Annotated in this window: 14 protein-coding genes, 1 tRNA gene and 1 pseudogene; 10 read left to right on the top strand and 6 right to left on the bottom strand. The window is 71.5% G+C overall.

Features of this window, described 5'->3' with window-relative positions:
- Positions 1-147 precede the first annotated feature (147 nt).
- The 3 genes from PZB77_RS03645 to PZB77_RS03635 all read left to right on the top strand — a co-directional run bounded on the left by PZB77_RS03645 (position 148) and on the right by PZB77_RS03635 (position 2,865).
- Positions 148-300, top strand: a complete 153-nt coding sequence (locus tag PZB77_RS03645; RefSeq protein ID WP_275491063.1) for a hypothetical protein — start codon at positions 148-150, stop codon at positions 298-300.
- A gap of 205 nt (positions 301-505) precedes the next feature.
- On the top strand, positions 506-1,984 hold the full coding sequence (locus PZB77_RS03640; protein ID WP_275491062.1) for a UDP-N-acetylmuramoyl-L-alanyl-D-glutamate--2,6-diaminopimelate ligase: 1,479 nt from the start codon (positions 506-508) through the stop codon (positions 1,982-1,984).
- Between the two features lie 593 nt (positions 1,985-2,577).
- Complete coding sequence (locus tag PZB77_RS03635) at positions 2,578-2,865, top strand: hypothetical protein (RefSeq protein WP_275491061.1); 288 nt, start codon at positions 2,578-2,580, stop codon at positions 2,863-2,865.
- Positions 2,866-3,139: 274 nt separating this feature from the next.
- On the opposite strand, the gene PZB77_RS03630 is transcribed toward PZB77_RS03635, so the two are convergent.
- Positions 3,140-4,252 (bottom strand): epoxide hydrolase family protein, encoded by a 1,113-nt coding sequence (locus PZB77_RS03630; RefSeq protein WP_275491060.1) that lies wholly within the window; start codon positions 4,250-4,252, stop codon positions 3,140-3,142.
- A 276-nt stretch (positions 4,253-4,528) separates the two neighbouring features.
- On the opposite strand from PZB77_RS03630, the gene PZB77_RS03625 reads away from it, so the two are divergent.
- The 3 genes from PZB77_RS03625 to PZB77_RS03615 all read left to right on the top strand — a co-directional run bounded on the left by PZB77_RS03625 (position 4,529) and on the right by PZB77_RS03615 (position 6,461).
- On the top strand, positions 4,529-5,011 hold the full coding sequence (locus PZB77_RS03625; protein ID WP_275491059.1) for a MarR family transcriptional regulator: 483 nt from the start codon (positions 4,529-4,531) through the stop codon (positions 5,009-5,011).
- Between the two features lie 175 nt (positions 5,012-5,186).
- The gene (locus PZB77_RS03620) at positions 5,187-5,936 is read left to right on the top strand and encodes a YoaK family protein (protein WP_275491058.1); all 750 of its coding nucleotides are present in this window, start codon (positions 5,187-5,189) and stop codon (positions 5,934-5,936) included.
- Between the two features lie 219 nt (positions 5,937-6,155).
- Positions 6,156-6,461, top strand: a complete 306-nt coding sequence (locus PZB77_RS03615; protein WP_275491057.1) for a 4a-hydroxytetrahydrobiopterin dehydratase — start codon at positions 6,156-6,158, stop codon at positions 6,459-6,461.
- A gap of 164 nt (positions 6,462-6,625) precedes the next feature.
- Here the strand turns inward: PZB77_RS03615 and PZB77_RS03610 are convergent, their stop codons facing one another.
- Complete coding sequence (locus PZB77_RS03610) at positions 6,626-7,453, bottom strand: aldo/keto reductase (protein ID WP_275491056.1); 828 nt, start codon at positions 7,451-7,453, stop codon at positions 6,626-6,628.
- 195 nt (positions 7,454-7,648) lie between these two features.
- Positions 7,649-9,451: an AMP-dependent synthetase/ligase gene (locus PZB77_RS03605; RefSeq protein WP_275491055.1), complete on the bottom strand. Its 1,803-nt coding sequence runs from the start codon at positions 9,449-9,451 to the stop codon at positions 7,649-7,651.
- Between the two features lie 304 nt (positions 9,452-9,755).
- On the opposite strand from PZB77_RS03605, the gene PZB77_RS03600 reads away from it, so the two are divergent.
- Entirely contained in the window at positions 9,756-10,772 is a 1,017-nt protein-coding gene (locus tag PZB77_RS03600) for a bile acid:sodium symporter family protein (RefSeq protein WP_275491054.1), read from the top strand.
- Positions 10,773-10,870: 98 nt separating this feature from the next.
- Here PZB77_RS03600 and fdhD read toward each other — a convergent pair whose 3' ends face one another.
- Positions 10,871-11,719: a formate dehydrogenase accessory sulfurtransferase FdhD gene (fdhD, locus tag PZB77_RS03595; protein WP_275491053.1), complete on the bottom strand. Its 849-nt coding sequence runs from the start codon at positions 11,717-11,719 to the stop codon at positions 10,871-10,873.
- Between the two features lie 382 nt (positions 11,720-12,101).
- Here fdhD and PZB77_RS03590 point away from each other — a divergent pair, with 382 nt between their 5' ends.
- Both PZB77_RS03590 and PZB77_RS03585 read left to right on the top strand, forming a co-directional pair.
- The gene (locus PZB77_RS03590; RefSeq protein ID WP_275491052.1) at positions 12,102-13,052 is read left to right on the top strand and encodes a beta-ketoacyl-ACP synthase III; all 951 of its coding nucleotides are present in this window, start codon (positions 12,102-12,104) and stop codon (positions 13,050-13,052) included.
- Positions 13,053-13,123: 71 nt separating this feature from the next.
- Positions 13,124-13,380 (top strand): annotated as a pseudogene (locus PZB77_RS03585) (FCD domain-containing protein); the annotation flags it as partial.
- A 121-nt stretch (positions 13,381-13,501) separates the two neighbouring features.
- Here PZB77_RS03585 and PZB77_RS03580 read toward each other — a convergent pair.
- Positions 13,502-14,839, bottom strand: coding sequence for a DUF2254 domain-containing protein (locus PZB77_RS03580; protein WP_275491051.1), 1,338 nt, complete (start codon positions 14,837-14,839; stop codon positions 13,502-13,504).
- A gap of 199 nt (positions 14,840-15,038) precedes the next feature.
- On the opposite strand from PZB77_RS03580, the gene PZB77_RS03575 reads away from it, so the two are divergent.
- Positions 15,039-15,126 (top strand) — tRNA-Leu (locus PZB77_RS03575).
- A 336-nt stretch (positions 15,127-15,462) separates the two neighbouring features.
- Here the strand turns inward: PZB77_RS03575 and PZB77_RS03570 are convergent.
- Positions 15,463-16,215, bottom strand: coding sequence for a TetR/AcrR family transcriptional regulator (locus tag PZB77_RS03570; RefSeq protein WP_275491050.1), 753 nt, complete (start codon positions 16,213-16,215; stop codon positions 15,463-15,465).
- Between the last annotated feature and the right edge of the window lie 27 nt (positions 16,216-16,242).

Genomic DNA, 16,242 nt, shown 5'->3' with positions numbered 1-16,242 from the left:
CCGCGGCGCCGGACGATCGGGCGCTCGACTCGCCCGCGGGAAACCGGGTGGGCCCACGCCGACTGTCGGACGGCGGCGAGCGGGCCGGCGTCCCGGCGGCGTCTGCGGGCGGGTCTCGAGGCGCCGGAGTAGACGTACACTCGGCCCATGGGTCGCACACATGCCGTGAGGGAGTGCCTGCAACAGGCCACCGATGCGCTGTGCCCGACCGCTTCGGGGCCGGCAGCCGTCGTCTCGGCGCGCGCGGACGACGCCCGGGCGCCGCAGACCGGCCGCAGCGCGTTGCACGGCCACGGCTAGCGAATCTCACGAACCCTGCCCTGACTCGTTGCCATCCACGGACTCCGTAGGACGCCGTCCTCGGGGCTGAGTCGCGGCGTTCGGCTCTCCTCGGGCACGCTCCGCCCCTCTGCTCCACGTCAACCGCAGCTTCCGGCACTCCGTCGGTGCTGCAGCCCGGCGACGCCCGCACCACCGGGGCCGAGCCACCTTCGAAGGAATCATTGTGAAGCTGAGCGAGCTGCTGGCCGGGCAGGACCACCACATTCTCCAGGGCGACCCGGAGACCACGTGGATCACTGCGGGAACGACCTTCGATGCCGACCGGGTGACGGCCGGGTCGCTGTTCATCGCGGTGCCCGGACACCGTGAAGGCGGTCCCGGCTCCGTCGGACTGGCCCACGCGCGCGGCGCGGCGGCGGTACTCGTCGATGCCGATGCCCCCGCTCTTCCGGTGCCGGCGGCGGGTGTGTGCACCGTACGGGTGCCCGACACCCGGAAGGCAGCCGCAGTTGTCGCCTCCCGCTACTTCGGTGAGCCGGGTCGGGAGATGGACTTGGTGGCGATCACCGGCACCAACGGGAAGACGTCGGTCTCGTACATGGTCGAGTCGGTGCTCCGGCTCTCGGAGGGCGCGACCGTGGGGGTCATCGGGACGGCCGGCAGCCGGACCGGCGACGAGCCGATCTCCATGCCGCGGTCGGTACTGACCACGCCCGAGGCACCGGACCTGCAGTACCTGCTGGGCCGCATGCGCGACCGCGGGGCCGACAGCGTGGTGCTGGAGGCGACATCGATGGCCCTGCTGACGCACCGGGTGGACTGCACGTTCATCGACGTCGGGGTCTTCACCAACCTGACGCAGGATCACCTCGACGATCACGGAACGATGGAGAACTACCGGGACGCCAAACTCCGCCTGTTCCAGGGCCTGTGCCGCCGCGCGGTGGTCAACGCCGACGACCCGGTGGGCGCCATGATCCAGGCGATGATGCCCGGCGCGGTCACCACCTACGGCCTCGACGCCGAAGCGGCGGACTACCGTGCCACCGACCTCACCGTGGACGCTTCCGGCACACGGTTCACCCTGCACCACGACGGCCGCAAGTATCCGGCGGCGATTCCCGTACCGGGGCGGTACTCGGTGGCGAACGCACTGGCCACGGTGGCGGCCTGCCACGCCCTGGGGCACGAGCTGGGCGGCCTGGTGGCCGCGCTCGACCGGCTGCCCCCGATCCCGGGCCGGTTCGAACGCTTCCGGACCCCGGGCGGCACATCGGTGATCGTGGACTACGCCCACTCGCCGGACTCCCTGGACAAGGTCCTGACGACCATCCGAGGTTTCGCTCCGGGCCGCGTCATCACCGTCTTCGGCTGTGGCGGGGACCGTGACACCACCAAGCGGGCCGAGATGGGCGAGATCGCAGGGACCCACTCCGACCTGTGCGTCCTCACCTCCGACAACCCCCGCAACGAAGACGCTGAGGCGATCCTGGACCAGATCGCCCCAGGTCTCACGGCAACCGGCACCCCGTTCGAACGGTTCGTCGACCGCCGTCGCGCGATCGCCTTCGCCCTGTCCGCCGCGGGCCCGGACGACATCGTCCTGATCGCCGGCAAGGGCAGCGAACCCCACCAGATCGTCGGGGAAGAACTGCTTCCCTTCAGCGACATGGCAACAGTGCGGGAACTCGCCGGAGCGTAGGGGGGTTTCCCTCTCCGGAAGGTGAATCGGAGCCTTCCTGACCGGGCTCGACGCCGTCGACGTCAAGGCCGCCGTGGCCGGCACGAGGGTCCTACGGGGCGCCCCTCGGGACAGCCTCCCCGGCCTGGACACGCCGTTGAACCCCGAGACCTCTCGGACCAGCGGTTCCGACGGACCGATCTCCGGACCACACCCTGCCGGCCAGGGACCATCTCGGGGTCGTGGCGGTCGAAGAACGGGGAGCCGCCGGTGTCGGGGGTGGCGGTCCGGGCCACCTGCTCGTCGGTGAACTCGAAGGGGAAGAAGGCGAGATACTCGGCCGGGCGCCCGGCACGTACGGGCTCGGGAGCGCGATGACGCCGCCGGCGGGCGTTGTCCTGGACAGGGGGCGTCCCGGACCCAGGGGCCGGTGGTGACGAACGGCTCCTCGTGCCCGGAGACCGCGGGGCACGGACCGTCCCACCGTCACCGAGTGCGTGCCCCGCCCGTCTCTCCGCGTGAACGGAGGCGGGCTTCGCCCCGGACTCCCGGCCGGTGGCCCGGTCGTGTCCGGCACTGTTGCCACCCGACCGGGTGGCTGGGACTGTGGTCGCATGGTCGACGCTCACTCGCCCGGTTACCTGCTCGCCGCACGCCGGATGGTCTGGTGCGGGCTCCTGCTCTTCGTACTCGGTTTGGCCGGCCTCGCCGGTTCGCGCAGTGACGGGGCGATCTCGTGGGAGTGCGAGCCGGCGTGCCGACGTGTGGAGAGCGGGCTGTGGAACACCGTGGGGACAGCCGGCGCGCTGAGTGCGGTGACGGGCGTCGTGCTGGTGGCGGCGGCGTTCCTCATGATCATGCTTCGTCGGCCCCGCTCCGAATCGGAGGGCCGTGGAGGGTGATGGGCGCCGTCCGCCTCGGGCCGGGCCCAGAGGTACGCACAGAAGTCCCGGACGATGGGACTGTCGGCTCGGATGCTCGGTGGGCTTCGGTTCGGGCGTGACGTGCCGGCGACGGCTTGTCGCACGGAACGAGGCAGGCGTCGGGGACCGGCCGCACCCGGTGCTGCCCGCCGGGCCCCGAGCCCTTCGGGAGAGCTGGACTGGTCACTGCCTGTGAGCGGCTCCCCGGTCGGCCCGTCCGCCCAGGAGGAGAGCACGGCCGCCCGGGTGTTCCTCAGCGTGGGGAACGGCCGGTCGTGGGCGAGAGGGTGAGGAAGAAGTCCCGGACGTCCCCGGCGAGCAGCTCCGGTACCTCCATGGCGGCGAAGTGGCCACCGCGGTCGAACTCCGACCAGTGCCTGATGTCGTACAGCCGCTCGGCCAGCGGTCGCACCGACTGGGTGATGTCGTGCGCGAACACCGCCACACCGACCGGTACGGAGCACGGCTCGACGCGCCGCGGGGAGTCGCGGTGCAGTCGCGCCGAGGAGGCCGCTGTGGCGGTCAGCCAGTACAGCGAGACGTCGGTGAGGATCTTCTCGTCGCTGACCGGTGCGCCGGGGTCCGTCCACTGGGCGAAACGCTCCGCGATCCAAGCCAGTTGACCGACCGGCGAATCGGTCAGCGCGTAGCCGATCGTCTGCGGGGTGGTGGCCTGCAGGGCCTGGTACGGCGGGCGGTTGGCCATCAGCCGCCTGATGGTGTCGACGCGCGCCCGGTCCGTCTCGGAGAGATCCAGCCGTTCCATGTCGGCGTCCGGGAGCGGCCGGGTCGGCAGGTAGTTGACGTGCACCCCGACGACCTGCCGGGGCGCCACCGCGCCGAGCGCGGTGGAGATGCCGGAGCCGAAGTCGCCGCCCTGCGCGCCGTACCGCTCGTACCCGAGGCGGCGCATCAGCTCCGCCCAGGCCCGCCCGACCCGGACCACGTCCCAGCCGCGCTCACGGGTCGGCCCGGAGAAGCCGTAACCCGGGATGGACGGGATCACCAGGTGGAAGTCGCGGGAGAGTGGTTCGATCACGTCGAGGAACTCCAGGAACGAGCCGGGCCAGCCGTGGGTGAGGATGAGCGCGAGCGCGTCCGGTTCCGGGGAGCGGACATGGACGAAGTGGATGTTCTGACCGTCGATCTCGGTGGTGAAGTGCGCGAGCTCGTTCAGCTCGTCCTCGTGGACGCGCCAGTCGTAACCGGTGCGCCAGTACTCGGCCAACTCCTTCAGCCGCGCCAGCGGAAAGCCGTAGTCCCACCCGGCGCCGGCCACCTCGTCGGGCCAACGGGTGCGGGAGAGGCGAGCGGTGAGGTCGTCGAGGTCGGCCTGCGGGACGGCGATGCGGAACGGCTTGATCATGTCTCACTCCAAGGGCTTCGGTTCGGGCGCGCCGAGGCGCGAACGCAGACACGCCGGACGTAGGCACGCCGGACAGGACGCGCCGGACGTAGGAACACCGGACGTAGGCACGCGGGACGTGGGAACACCGGACGTGGGAATGCCGGACGAACGGACGCGCTGACGTACGGACCCGCTGACGGGGGCGTAGGGGCACCCGATCGTTTGTGGGACGAACGTTCCTCTCGTGGGACAAGGTAGTTCGTTAGTGGGACGAACGCAACGTAGGATCGCGGCATGAGCCACAGCACGCCCGACACCGAGAATCCGCCCGGACGCCCGGCCGCTGCCGAAAGGCTGCGGAATCTGGGGACCCGGCTCCTCTCCCTCGCGGCGATCCGGTCGGACCGCCTGGTGAACGAAAGGCTGGCGCGCGCCGGTGCCCGCAAGTGGCACTACGCGGCGCTCGCCACGCTGGAGGAGTTCGGACCGGCGAGCCAGGCGGAGTTGAGCCGTCGCACCGGGATCCACCGCAGTGACATGGTCGCGGTGATCAACGAGCTCGCCGAGCGCGGTCTGGTGGCACGCACGCCCAACCCCGCCGATCGCCGGCAGAACGTCGTCTCCGCCACGCCGCAGGGGACGGAGCACCTCAGGGAGCTGGACGCGGTGCTGGCCGAGGTGGAGGACGAGGTGCTCTCGCCGCTGACCGCACCGGAACGCGAGCAGTTGGCCCGACTCCTCGCCGCCCTGGTCGAGCGCCCCGACCGCACCATGTGAATCCGGCGCACAGCGCGCGGACCCTCGGCGCCTTCGCCACCCTTCCGGACCTGACCGAGGCCGACGCCCCCGCGCCCCCGCCCGGGTGCGGGGGCGCGGGGAAGCGTGTCGGTGATGGCGGGGAGGGCCGCCGAAACGGGACAATCCCACGGTTCCCACTGATCGGAGCGCTCCGATGGCGACCCTTCTGCGTGAGGCCCGGGCCACCCTGGTTCCCGATCCGGCCGGCCGGGACGGTCCGCTGCCGCCCCTGATGCTCGTCCTGACGGTCGTGACCGGTCTGGTGGACGCCGTCAGCTACCTCGAGCTGGGCCGGGTCTTCGTCGCCAACATGACCGGCAACGTCGTGTTCACCGGCTTCGCCCTCGCCGGAGCGCCCGGATTCTCACTCGCCGCCTCCCTAGTGGCCCTGGCAGCCTTCGTGGTGGGCGCCTTCACCGGAGGAGCGATCGTCCATCGCACCCGTGCGGCGGAGCACCGGGGGCGGCTGCTGCTGTACGCGCTGCTCACCGAGACCGTGTGCGTGGCGGCCGCCCTCGTCGTCATTCTGGTCTCCGGCTCCCCGTACACGGGCGGCGTGCGGTTCACGCTCGTCGTGCTGCTCGGCCTGGGCCTCGGCGTCCAGAACGCGGCCGCCAGGGCGATCTCCGTGCCGGATCTCAAGACGACCGTGCTGACACTGACGATCACCGGTATCGCCGCCGACAGCCGGGCGGCAGGAGGAGCCGGCAGCCGGGCGGGGCGCCGGGCGCTCTCCGTCGCCGCGATGCTCCTGGGCGCACTCGGCGGCGCTCTGGCCGTACTGAACGGACACCCGAGGCTGCCGCTGCTGCTCGCCGTCGTCCTGCTGGTGGCGGTGACGCTCACGGCGGTCCCGATGGCCCGGGGCGGGCGGGCCTGGGCCACCGGACACGCCGGAGGGTGAGGACCTGCCGCACGCGGCGGGCGGGAGATCCGTCCGGTGGATGATGACCACAGCCCCCGGGACACCCCGCTGCGGGGCCCGCGTTCCGGCCCGCGAACAGCCGGAAACGCGAACCGCCTGCCCGGCCCGCGAACTGCCGGCGCCCCGTGAACCGACCGCCCGCGAACAGCCGGTCCGTCCGTGCACCGCCGACGCACCGCCCGAGAAGGAGAGCCACCCATGCCGACCGCACCGCTGACACCGGCCGAGATCGAGGAAGGGCTGGGCGAGCTGCCCGGCTGGGCGTACGCGGAGGGCCGGCTGACACGCGGCTACCGGCTTCCGTCCCATTTCGCCGCCGCCGCGTTCACCCTGCACATCGCCCGGATCCAGGACGAGCTGAACCATCACTCGGATCTGACGCTCGGGTACCGCACCGTCTCCCTCGCCGTGCACACCCATGACGCGGACGGCGCCGTCACGGCCAAGGACCTCGCGCTGGCCGCCCGGGTGACCGCAGCTGCCCCGGCCCACGGGGCCGAGTAGCGCCGGACACGCCGTTCCGCAGGCGTCCGGTGCGCGTGGCGGGCCTCTTCGGAGCCCGTGGGGCACGTCGGGCGGTGTCCGGACGCACCGACGGCGCCCCACCGAGAATGCGGTGGGGCGCCGTGGGCCGGACACACGGGCCGCGGGCCCGGTGTACGGAAGGGTCAGTTCAGGTCGGCCGGGTTCGGGCCGAGACGCTTGCCCTCGTCGAGCGCGGCGAAGGCCGCCAGGTCGTCCGCGTCCAGCTCGAAGTCGAAGACGTCGATGTTCTCGGCGATCCGCGACGGCGTCACGGACTTCGGGATGACGACGTTGCCGAGCTGGAGGTGCCAGCGCAACACCACCTGGGCCGGCGTGCGGCCGTGCTTCTGGGCGACCGCGACGACGGTCGGGACCTCCAGGAGACCCCGGCCCGAACCGAGCGGGGACCACGCCTCCGTGGCGATGCCGTGCTGGGCGTGCAGGGCGCGCGACTCCGCCTGCTGGAGCTGGGGGTGCAGCTCGATCTGGTTGATCACGGGGACCACCGAGGTCTCGCCGATCAGCCGCTCCAGGTGCTCCGGCAGGAAGTTCGAGACTCCGATCGCCTTGGCACGGCCCTCGGCGTAAATCTTCTCGAAAGCCCGGTACGTGTCGACGTAGCGGTCCTTCTGGGGGGTCGGCCAGTGGATCAGGTACAGGTCGACGTAGTCGAGGCCCAGCTTCTCCAGGGAGGCGTCGAAGGCGCGCAGCGTCGCGTCGTGGCCCTGGTCGTCGTTCCACAGCTTCGTGGTGACGAAGAGCTCCTCGCGGGCGACACCGGCGGTGGCGATGGCCTTGCCCGTGCCCGACTCGTTTCCGTAGATCGCGGCGGTGTCGATGCTGCGATAGCCGGCTTCGATCGCCGTCGCGACCGCCCGCTCCGCCTCGTCGTCCGGCACCTGCCAGACACCGAAACCGAGCTGCGGCATGTCGACGCCGTTGTTGAGGCTGAGGGTGGGGACCTTGCTCACGAGCGGTCGATCCTTACGTCGGTGGTGATGGGGTACTCCGGTGAAGAACGAGCGGGACGGCCGATCCATTCCCGGATCACCCCTTGTTTCCCCGCACCGCTTACCCGCAGCGTTTCCCCGCACACGGTCCGGGCACCCCCGGTCCCCGCCGCTTCCCCCGTTCGCTCCGGATGCCGGGCCCCGGTCCGCCGGCTCTCAGCCGTAGAGGGCGTCCACCTCGACCGAGTACGCCGTCTCGATCGCCTTCCGCTTCAGCTTCAGCGACGGTGTCAGCAGACCGCGCTCCTCGCTGAACCGGTGAGCCAGGATGCGGAAGGTGCGGATCGACTCCGCCTGCGAGACGGCGGTGTTGGCGGCGACCACCGCGCGCCGGACCTCCATCTCGAGGTCGGGGTCCCGGACGAGTTCGGCCGGCGGCAGCGGGTCGCGTCCCTGCATCGCGAGCCAGTGGTCCACGGCTTCCTGGTCCAGGGTCACCAGTGCCGCGATGTACGGGCGGTCGTTGCCGACCACGATGCACTGGGCGACCAGCGGGTGGGCCCGGACCCGCTCCTCCAGCCCGGCGGGGGAGACGCTCTTGCCGCCCGACGTCACCAGGATCTCCTTCTTCCGGCCGGTGATGGTGAGGTAGCCGTCCTCGTCCAGCGCGCCGATGTCACCGGTGGCGAGCCAGCCGTCGTGCACCGCCCTCGCCGTCGCCTCCGGGTTGCCCAGATAGCCCGCGAACACCTGGCTCCCGTGCACCCACACCTCACCGTCCTCCGCGATGTGGACGGTGGTGCCGGGGATGGGCTGCCCCACGGTGCCGTACCGGACACGGCCGGGAGGGTTGCCCGTCGCGGCGGCGGTGGTCTCGGTGAGGCCGTACCCCTCGTAGATCTCGATGCCCGCCCCAGCGAAGAAGAGCCCCAGACGCCGTTCCATGGCGGAGCCGCCGGACATCGCGTGGCGTATCCGGCCGCCCATCGCGTCACGGAACCGCTTGTAGACGACCTTGTCGAAGAACTGGTGCTGCATGCGCAGACCCGGCGAAGGGCCGGGGCCCGTGCCGAAGGTCCGCTGCTCCGTCGCTTCCGCGTACCGGACGGCGACCTCCTCGGCCTTGTCGAACGGCCCCAGCCGTCCCTCCGCTTCGGCCTTGCGGCGGGCGCCGTGGAAGAGCTTCTCGAATATGTACGGGACGGCGAGGACGAACGTCGGTCGGAACGATTCCAGGTCCGGCATGAGCGCGCCGGCCGAGAGTTCCGGCTGGTGGGCGAGCGTCACCCGGTTGCGCAGCGCAGCGACCTCCACCATGCGGCCGAAGACGTGGGCGAGCGGCAGGAACAGGAGGGTGGACGGCTCTTCGCCGGGACTGGAGTGGAAGACCGGCTCCCACCGCTGGGCCATGGTGTCCGCCTCGAACATGAGGTTGGCGTGGGTGATCAGACACCCCTTCGGTCGGCCCGTCGTCCCCGAGGTGTAGACGACGGTCGCCACCGAGTCGGGCGTCACCGCGCGCCGATGACGGTGCACCACCTCGTCGTCGATCCGGGTCCCGGCCTCCATCAGCTCGGAGACCGCGCCGCCGTCCAGCTGCCACAGGCGCTTCAGCCGGGGAAGCCGGTCGATCACCGAGCCCACCGTCATGGCGTGGTCCTCGTGCTCCACCATGACGGCGGCGACCTCGGCGTCGTGCAGCATCCACAGGACCTGCTCGGCCGAGGACGTCGGGTAGACCGGCACGGACTGGGCGCCCAGGGCCCACAGGGCGAAGTCGAAGAGCGTCCACTCGTAGCGCGTACGGGACATGAGGGCGACCCGGTCGCCGAAGCGGATGCCGTGCGCGACGAGCCCCCGGGCGAGCGCCAGCACCTCGTCGCGGAAGGCCTCGGCGGTGACGTCCTGCCACTGTCCGTCCGCGTCCTTCCGGCCGAACGAGACCCGATGGGGATCATCGTGCGCCTGTTCGAATACGGCGTCGGCGAGGCCTCCGACCGGACGTCGTGCGGCAGCCATGGGTGGGACGGTGAACTCGCGCAATGACCTGCTCCTTACGGCACTCCGCACAGCGCCGCGACGCTACCCCAACGAGCGGGCCCTTGGGTGGAAAAGAGGCCCGTCCGCACAGGTCCCGCACGAGGGACCAGCGTCGAAATCCGGCCAGATGGGCAAGGCTCGGGCGCACTTCCGACCCTGGGGTAAGCACCGCCCGCCCCATCTGCACAGAATCTGTACAGCAGGGCGCTGGTCGCGAGCTCCGCACCGGGTGAAGCAGAATGGCGACCGCATGCATTCGACCGTTCGGACGGACGTGGAGCACATGAGCCCCCGCACCCTGCGGCTGCCGTCCTGGCTGCCCGTCGACGCGTACATCCTGGCGCTATTCGGGACCGTCGTCGTCGCCGTACTGCTCCCGGCATCGGGCGCCGCCGCCGACGTGGCCGGCGGGGCCTCCACCGGTGCGGTCGCGCTCCTCTTCTTCCTCTACGGCTCCCGGCTCTCCACGGCGGACGCGCTGGACGGGGTGCGCCACTGGCGGCTCCACCTGACCGTCCTGGGTGCCACCTTCGTCCTCTTCCCGTTGTTGGGACTGGCGAGCGAAGGACTCGTCCCCTACGTCCTGACCCCGCAACTCCAGTCCGGTTTCCTCTTCCTCTGCCTGGTGCCGTCGACCATCCAGTCGTCGATCGCCTTCACCTCCCTCGCGCGCGGCAACGTCCCGGCGGCGATCTGCGCGGGTTCCTTCTCCAGCATCGCCGGCATCGTGATCACCCCCCTCCTCGCCGCCCTGCTGCTCGGCGGCACCGGCGGGGGCTTCTCCGCCGACTCACTGGTGAGGATCGTCCTCCAGCTGCTGGTCCCTTTCCTCGCAGGTCAGTTGCTGCGCCGCTGGACCACCGGCTTCCTCGGCCGCCACCGGAAGATCCTCGGCCACGTCGACCGGGGCTCGATCCTCCTCGTCGTCTACACCGCCTTCAGCGAGGGCATGGTGGCCGGCACAGGGCACCAGGTGACCCCCTTGCGGCTCGTCGCGCTGCTGGCCGCCGAGGCGGTCCTGCTCACGGTCATGCTGCTGATCACCTGGCACGGGGCGAAGCGCCTCGGCTTCGGCCGCGCCGACCGCATCGCCATCCAGTTCGCCGGATCGAAGAAGAGCCTCGCCTCCGGGCTGCCGATGGCCGGCGTCCTGTTCGGGGCACACGCGAGCCTCGCGGTCCTGCCGCTGATGCTCTTCCACCAGATGCAGCTGATGGTCTGCGCCGTCATCGCGAAGCACCGCTCCCGCGAACCCGAGGAGACGGAAACGGTGGGCGTCCCGGTACCCGCGGCGGTGTGACCCACCCGACACCGTCGGTCCCGCTTTGACCCGCGGCGAGCACGCAGGCCCGCAGGGGACCCCCGCTCCACCGCCGGTCGGTGCGGCGGCGGGCGGCCTCAGCCCCCGGCGACCGGGGCCTCCAGCGCGATCCGGTGCTCGCCCGCGTACACGTTCATCGACGGCCCGCGCAGGAAGCCGACCAGGGTCAGCCCGCTCTCGGCCGCGAGGTCGACGGCGAGCGAGGACGGCGCCGACACCGCCGCCAGGACCGGGATCCCGGCCATCACCGCCTTCTGTGCCAGCTCGAAGGAGGCCCGCCCCGACACCAGCAGGAGCGACCGCGACAGCGGCAGCCGGTCGTCCGTCAGGGCCCGTCCGACCAGCTTGTCCACCGCGTTGTGACGGCCCACGTCCTCCCGTACGTCCAGCAGTTCGCCCTCCTCGGAGAAGAGGGCGGCCGCGTGGAGCCCACCGGTCCGGTCGAAGACCCGCTGCGCCGCACGGAGCCGGTCCGGCAGGGCGGAGAGCAGCTCGGGCGTCACCCGCACCGGAGGTTCGTCGGCCACCGGATGCCGGGTGGTCGTCCGTACCGCGTCGAGACTGGCCTTGCCGCAGAGGCCGCACGAGGACGTCGTGTACACATTGCGTTCGAGGGTGATGTCGGGGACGACGACCTCCGGCGCCAGCCGTACGTCGACCACGTTGTAGGTGTTGACCCCCTCCGCCGTCGCGCCGGCGCAGTAGACGATCGACCGCACCTCGGACCCGGCGCCGATGACACCCTCGCTGACCAGGAACCCCGCGGCCAGCGCGAAGTCGTCGCCCGGGGTGCGCATGGTGATGGCGAGCGGCTTGCCGTTGAGGCGGATTTCCAGCGGCTCCTCGGCGACGAGCGTGTCGGCGCGGCTCGACACCGCCTTGTCCCGGATGCGAAGAGTGCGGCGGCGCTCGGTGACCCGTCCCATGGCTCAGACCCGATTCTGTACGTGCGAAGGGCCCCGGCGGCCCCGCGGCGGAGATGCCCGCCCGGCCGTCGGGCGGCCGGACGGCCTCCACGATCTCATTGTCCGGTACACGATTCGCGGCGGCGTGGCACCCGTCCCCGCATGTTCAGGTCACGCGCGGCGCACCGCGGCCCGGAACCCGGACGGCCGGCAGCATGCCGAATGTGCCCCCTCGGGAGGAAAGTTCGACAAAGATGTGGCCGAATGAGGCCCATCCGGAGCGGATCTGTCGTCAAGGCTCCAACCCGCGGTCCGTATATCTGTCGGATCACGTGCCCCTGTACCGGACAGTAGCGACCAAGACTGGATGGTTCCTGCCATACGTAGCGAGGGGAACCCGTACATGACCGGCTCACGTGTCGTGGCGCTCGGCCACTACCAGCCCGCCAAGGTGCTGACCAACGACGACCTGGCGGCCATGGTCGACACCAGCGACGAGTGGATCACCAGCCGCGTCGGCATCAAGACCCGTCATGTGGGGGGACCGGACGAGCCGGTGGACGAGTTGGCCGCGCACGCCGCCGCCAAGGCCCTCGCGACGGCAGGACTCCAGGCCGGCGCCATCGACCTGGTCCTCGTCGCCACCTCCACGGCCATCGACCGCTCGCCCAGCATGTCGGCGCGGGTCGCCGCCCGGCTGGGCATGGGATCGCCGGCCGTCATGGACATCAACGTGGTCTGCTCGGGCTTCACCCACGCGCTCGCCACGGCCGACCACGCGATCCGTGCCGGGGCGGCCACCCGTGCACTGGTCATCGGTGCCGACAAGATGGGCGACATCGCCGACTGGACCGACCGCAGCACCTGCGTCCTGCTCGGGGACGGGGCGGGCGCCGCCGTGGTCGTCGCCGACCCGGACGACGGGGGCACGCCCGGCATCGGTCCCGTGCTGTGGGGCTCGGTCCCGGAGATGGGCAACGCCGTACGCATCGAGGGGACGCCGCCGCGCTTCGCCCAGGAAGGCCAGTCCGTCTACCGCTGGGCGACCACCCGACTGCCGCCGATCGCGCGCTCGGTGTGCGAGAAGGCGGGGGTCGCCCCCGAGGACCTGGCCGCCGTCGTACTGCACCAGGCGAACCTCAGGATCATCGAACCGGTGGCCCGCAAGATCGGCGCCGTCAACGCCGTCATCGCCCGGGACGTGGTGGACTCCGGGAACACCTCCGCCGCCTCCATCCCCATGGCCCTGTCCAAGCTCGTGGAACGGGGCGAGGTCGAGAGCGGGGCGCCCGTCCTCCTCTTCGGCTTCGGCGGAAACCTCTCCTACGCCGGTCAGGTCATCCGCTGTCCCTGAGAGGACCGGAGACCCGGTCCGGTGCGTCGGCCCCCGGGGCGCGGTCGCACCTCGGAAACCGTGGACCGTGGTCCGTGAACGCCGAATACCGCGCCCGAGCGATGGAGTCGGCCTGAAACGTCGTGCTCCCGGCGCTCGCGGCCCGGGTCGGGCGCCGGGTCCGCTGGTACTGCACCCCGGTGGCCCGCCGGCGGGGGAAGCAGTCCCGGATCAGCACCGCGAGCGGATCGCCGCCCTCGCGACCCGCGACGAGCGGCGCGCCGCGGAGATCATGCGGGCCCACACCGGGCACACCCGCCGGACGTACCACGGGCGCGAGAAAGGTTGATCCGAGCGCATCCGGGCTGGCACGCGGCGCCGCCGGACCGCCGGGCACGCCGGACCGCCGGGCACGCCGGACCGCCGGGCACGCCGGACCGGGGGATGAGCGCGCGCACTCCTCCGGTGGGTCAGCCGATCCCCTTGCGGTCCGGGACCGACGCGAACGCCCGCTCGGCGGGTTCCGACGACTCCCGCTCCACCGCCCGTACCAGGAGCGCGCGGTGCCCCAGCAAGGGAGCCGCGCGCTCCGGAGGTACGAGGACCAGCAGGTCGTCGAGGCCGGCCAACAGCCGGCGGGTCACCTGTGGTCCCGCCTGCGCGACGCACCGCCGGACCTCCTCGAACCCCAGATCCACCAGGCCGGGCCAGTCCGGTGTCTCCCGGACGAGCCGCACCTCGCCGCGTCGGTCGCGGTGGCGCACCGTACCGAGCGGACGGTGTGCCACCGCAGCGAGGAACTGCACGATGCGGTCCAGGCACTGCACGGCGGTGGTCGGGTCGTTCTCCGCGGCCGACAGGGCACGCAGCGCGATGTCGGTGAGCTGTCGCAGACCGAAGGCCGGATCGCGTCGCAGCGCCCGTTCGACCCCCACCCGGACGGCGTCGCCCGGAACATGCCCCGGCCCGGTCCCCTTCGCCCCGTGCTCCGCCAGCAGGGGCATGCCGGGTACCAGGAAGTCGCCCGTACGGGGAAGCAGGCGCAGCACCGACCCGCGCCGACGGGCCACCCGCACCAGCCGTGCCACGTCCACGTCCCGGAGCACCCCCGCCCGCCCGGCGTACCTCACCGTCCCGCTCTCCGGCGGCAGCGGCGACGGTCGGTCCGCCGGCCCGGAGGCTTGCTCCCGGTTCTCCTCGCGGGGCTGGTGGTCCAGGGCACGCAGCGCGTCGCGCGTGATCCTGTCGACGACCGGCCCGACCTGCATCAGCCGCAGCGTGGAGGACACGTACGCGATGAAGAGGAGCAGGCTCAGGGCGACCAGGGCCAGGGTGAGCAGGCCCTGCAGCACCGGCACGGAGGTCAGCCGCCGGACCTCGGTCTCGCTCTCGTACGAGGTCAGGACCAGCAACGAGAACACGAAGGTCGCCAGGAACACGGCCAGGGTCAGCTTGGTGATCCGGCTCCGGACGAAGATCCGGACGATGCGGGGTGTCAGCTGCCCGCTCGCCATCTGCACCGCCACCAGCGAGATGCTGAACACCACACCGATGAAGGTCATCATCGCCGCGCTGACGGTGGTGACGACCGTACGGGCGTCGTTGGCGAAGGAGGCCAGTTCGCCCAGCTCCTCGTAGGCCCGGTCGTTCCGCAGATGCGCGACGATCGCCGAGTCCAGCGTCGACACCCCCCACCAGAGGAGGAAGGCGCCCACGAGGCTCGTGGCCGGGGCGAACCAGAAGGTGTCCCGCAGATGCTCGCGCAGGCCCGCGAGGGCGAAGGGGCGCAGGTGGTAGCGGACGTTCATGACCGCGAAGGTAGCCCGTGCGACGGAACGTGCACGTCACCCGACACACCGCACCCGGGGCGCGCCCAGCTTTCCCGGGGGCCGACCGCCACGCCTCCGGTACCGCACTGACCACGGGAAATGAGGGTGATCGGGGGAGTAAACCCCTGGTATTGTTCTCCATGTCGCCGCGGAAAACACCGCGAACGGCAGACACCTCGTCCGGGTGGCGGAATGGCAGACGCGCTAGCTTGAGGTGCTAGTGCCCTTTATCGGGCGTGGGGGTTCAAGTCCCCCCTCGGACACCAGGGTCAACCGACCTGACAGAGCCGGTCAAAGCGACAGTTCGTCGCTTTGACCGGCTCTGTCGTCGTGTCCGGCGTACGGAAGGCCGACTGCGGTTCACGTGCCGGAAGGGATGCCGGCGGTCGGCCTGGCGCGGATCCGGGCCTGTGTGCCCGTGGGACGGCTGGACCGGTGGTCGGCTCGGGGCCAGGGAGCTGCGGGGAAGCAGCTGACTGCCGTGAATCTCCGGGGCCGGCGTGGCCGGATGGTCACGGCGTTGGGAAGACGCGCGGGAGGACGAGAAGCGGTACGCCGCGTTGCTGTCCATGCTGCGTCTGCATGCGGTGGCCGTCGCGTTCTCACCCGGCTCCCGCACGAGATCGCGACGTCACGCTGAAGTGCTGAGCGTCGAGGCCCAACGATCTGACCAGCTGGGTGAGTTCGGCGTGAAAGAGCTTGTCCGGCGAGAGCGTCTGGGCGCGCAGGTGGCCGTAGACCTCCAGCGCCACCAGGCCGTGCAGGTGCCCCCAGATCCGCAGCGCCAGGGCCACGCCGGCCGGCGGTAGTGCGGGGAACGCCGGGCGGACCTTGTCGAGCAGGCCGGGCTCGAAGTCGCCCCAGCCGAAGTCGCTGTCCCCATAGGACCGTTCGGCGCTGACCCAGGCCGTGTCCGCCAGCGCGGCAATGCCTACGCAGACCCGCCGGGCGGCGTCCGGCGCGGCGCCGCCGGCTGGGGCCTGGTATCCGGGGACGGGGTCGCCGTAGATCAGCCGGAAGCCCTCGGGGTTGGCCAGCGTCCAGTTGCGGAAGGCGTGTGCCCAGGCCTGTATCCGCTTCGCCGGGGCGTCCTGCGCGGAGGCGGCCCAGGCGGCGTCGACGGCGTCGGCAAGGGCGGTGTAGACGTCCGCGATGAGGGCGGTGACCAGGTCGTCGCGAGTGCCGAAGTAGCCGTAGATGGCGTTGGCGGTCATGCCCATCTCGCGGGCGATCGCCCGCAGGGTGATCGCGTCGGGGCCGCCCGAGCCCATCAATCCCAGCGCTGTGCGCTTGATCTCAGCGGTCGTCTCGGCCCGCAGTCGCTCACGTCGTCCGGTGCTTCGGGTGCCTGCCACGGGCTCACTTTACAGCGTCACTGCACT

It is taken from the genome of Streptomyces sp. AM 2-1-1 (assembly GCF_029167645.1).
GTDB lineage: Bacteria > Actinomycetota > Actinomycetes > Streptomycetales > Streptomycetaceae > Streptomyces.
This window is presented reverse-complemented; position numbering and strand designations above follow the sequence as displayed.

What these genes read in the sequence shown, in the direction of transcription:
- PZB77_RS03645 (WP_275491063.1), top strand. Translation starts at nt 148, where the DNA reads ATGGGTCGCACACATGCCGTGAGGGAGTGCCTGCAACAGGCCACCGAT.
- PZB77_RS03635 (WP_275491061.1), top strand. Translation starts at nt 2,578, where the DNA reads ATGGTCGACGCTCACTCGCCCGGTTACCTGCTCGCCGCACGCCGGATG.
- PZB77_RS03630 (WP_275491060.1), bottom strand. Translation starts at nt 4,252, where the DNA reads ATGATCAAGCCGTTCCGCATCGCCGTCCCGCAGGCCGACCTCGACGAC.
- PZB77_RS03625 (WP_275491059.1), top strand. Translation starts at nt 4,529, where the DNA reads ATGAGCCACAGCACGCCCGACACCGAGAATCCGCCCGGACGCCCGGCC.
- PZB77_RS03620 (WP_275491058.1), top strand. Translation starts at nt 5,187, where the DNA reads ATGGCGACCCTTCTGCGTGAGGCCCGGGCCACCCTGGTTCCCGATCCG.
- PZB77_RS03615 (WP_275491057.1), top strand. Translation starts at nt 6,156, where the DNA reads ATGCCGACCGCACCGCTGACACCGGCCGAGATCGAGGAAGGGCTGGGC.
- PZB77_RS03605 (WP_275491055.1), bottom strand. Translation starts at nt 9,451, where the DNA reads ATGGCTGCCGCACGACGTCCGGTCGGAGGCCTCGCCGACGCCGTATTC.
- PZB77_RS03600 (WP_275491054.1), top strand. Translation starts at nt 9,756, where the DNA reads ATGAGCCCCCGCACCCTGCGGCTGCCGTCCTGGCTGCCCGTCGACGCG.
- fdhD (WP_275491053.1), bottom strand. Translation starts at nt 11,719, where the DNA reads ATGGGACGGGTCACCGAGCGCCGCCGCACTCTTCGCATCCGGGACAAG.
- PZB77_RS03590 (WP_275491052.1), top strand. Translation starts at nt 12,102, where the DNA reads ATGACCGGCTCACGTGTCGTGGCGCTCGGCCACTACCAGCCCGCCAAG.
- PZB77_RS03580 (WP_275491051.1), bottom strand. Translation starts at nt 14,839, where the DNA reads ATGAACGTCCGCTACCACCTGCGCCCCTTCGCCCTCGCGGGCCTGCGC.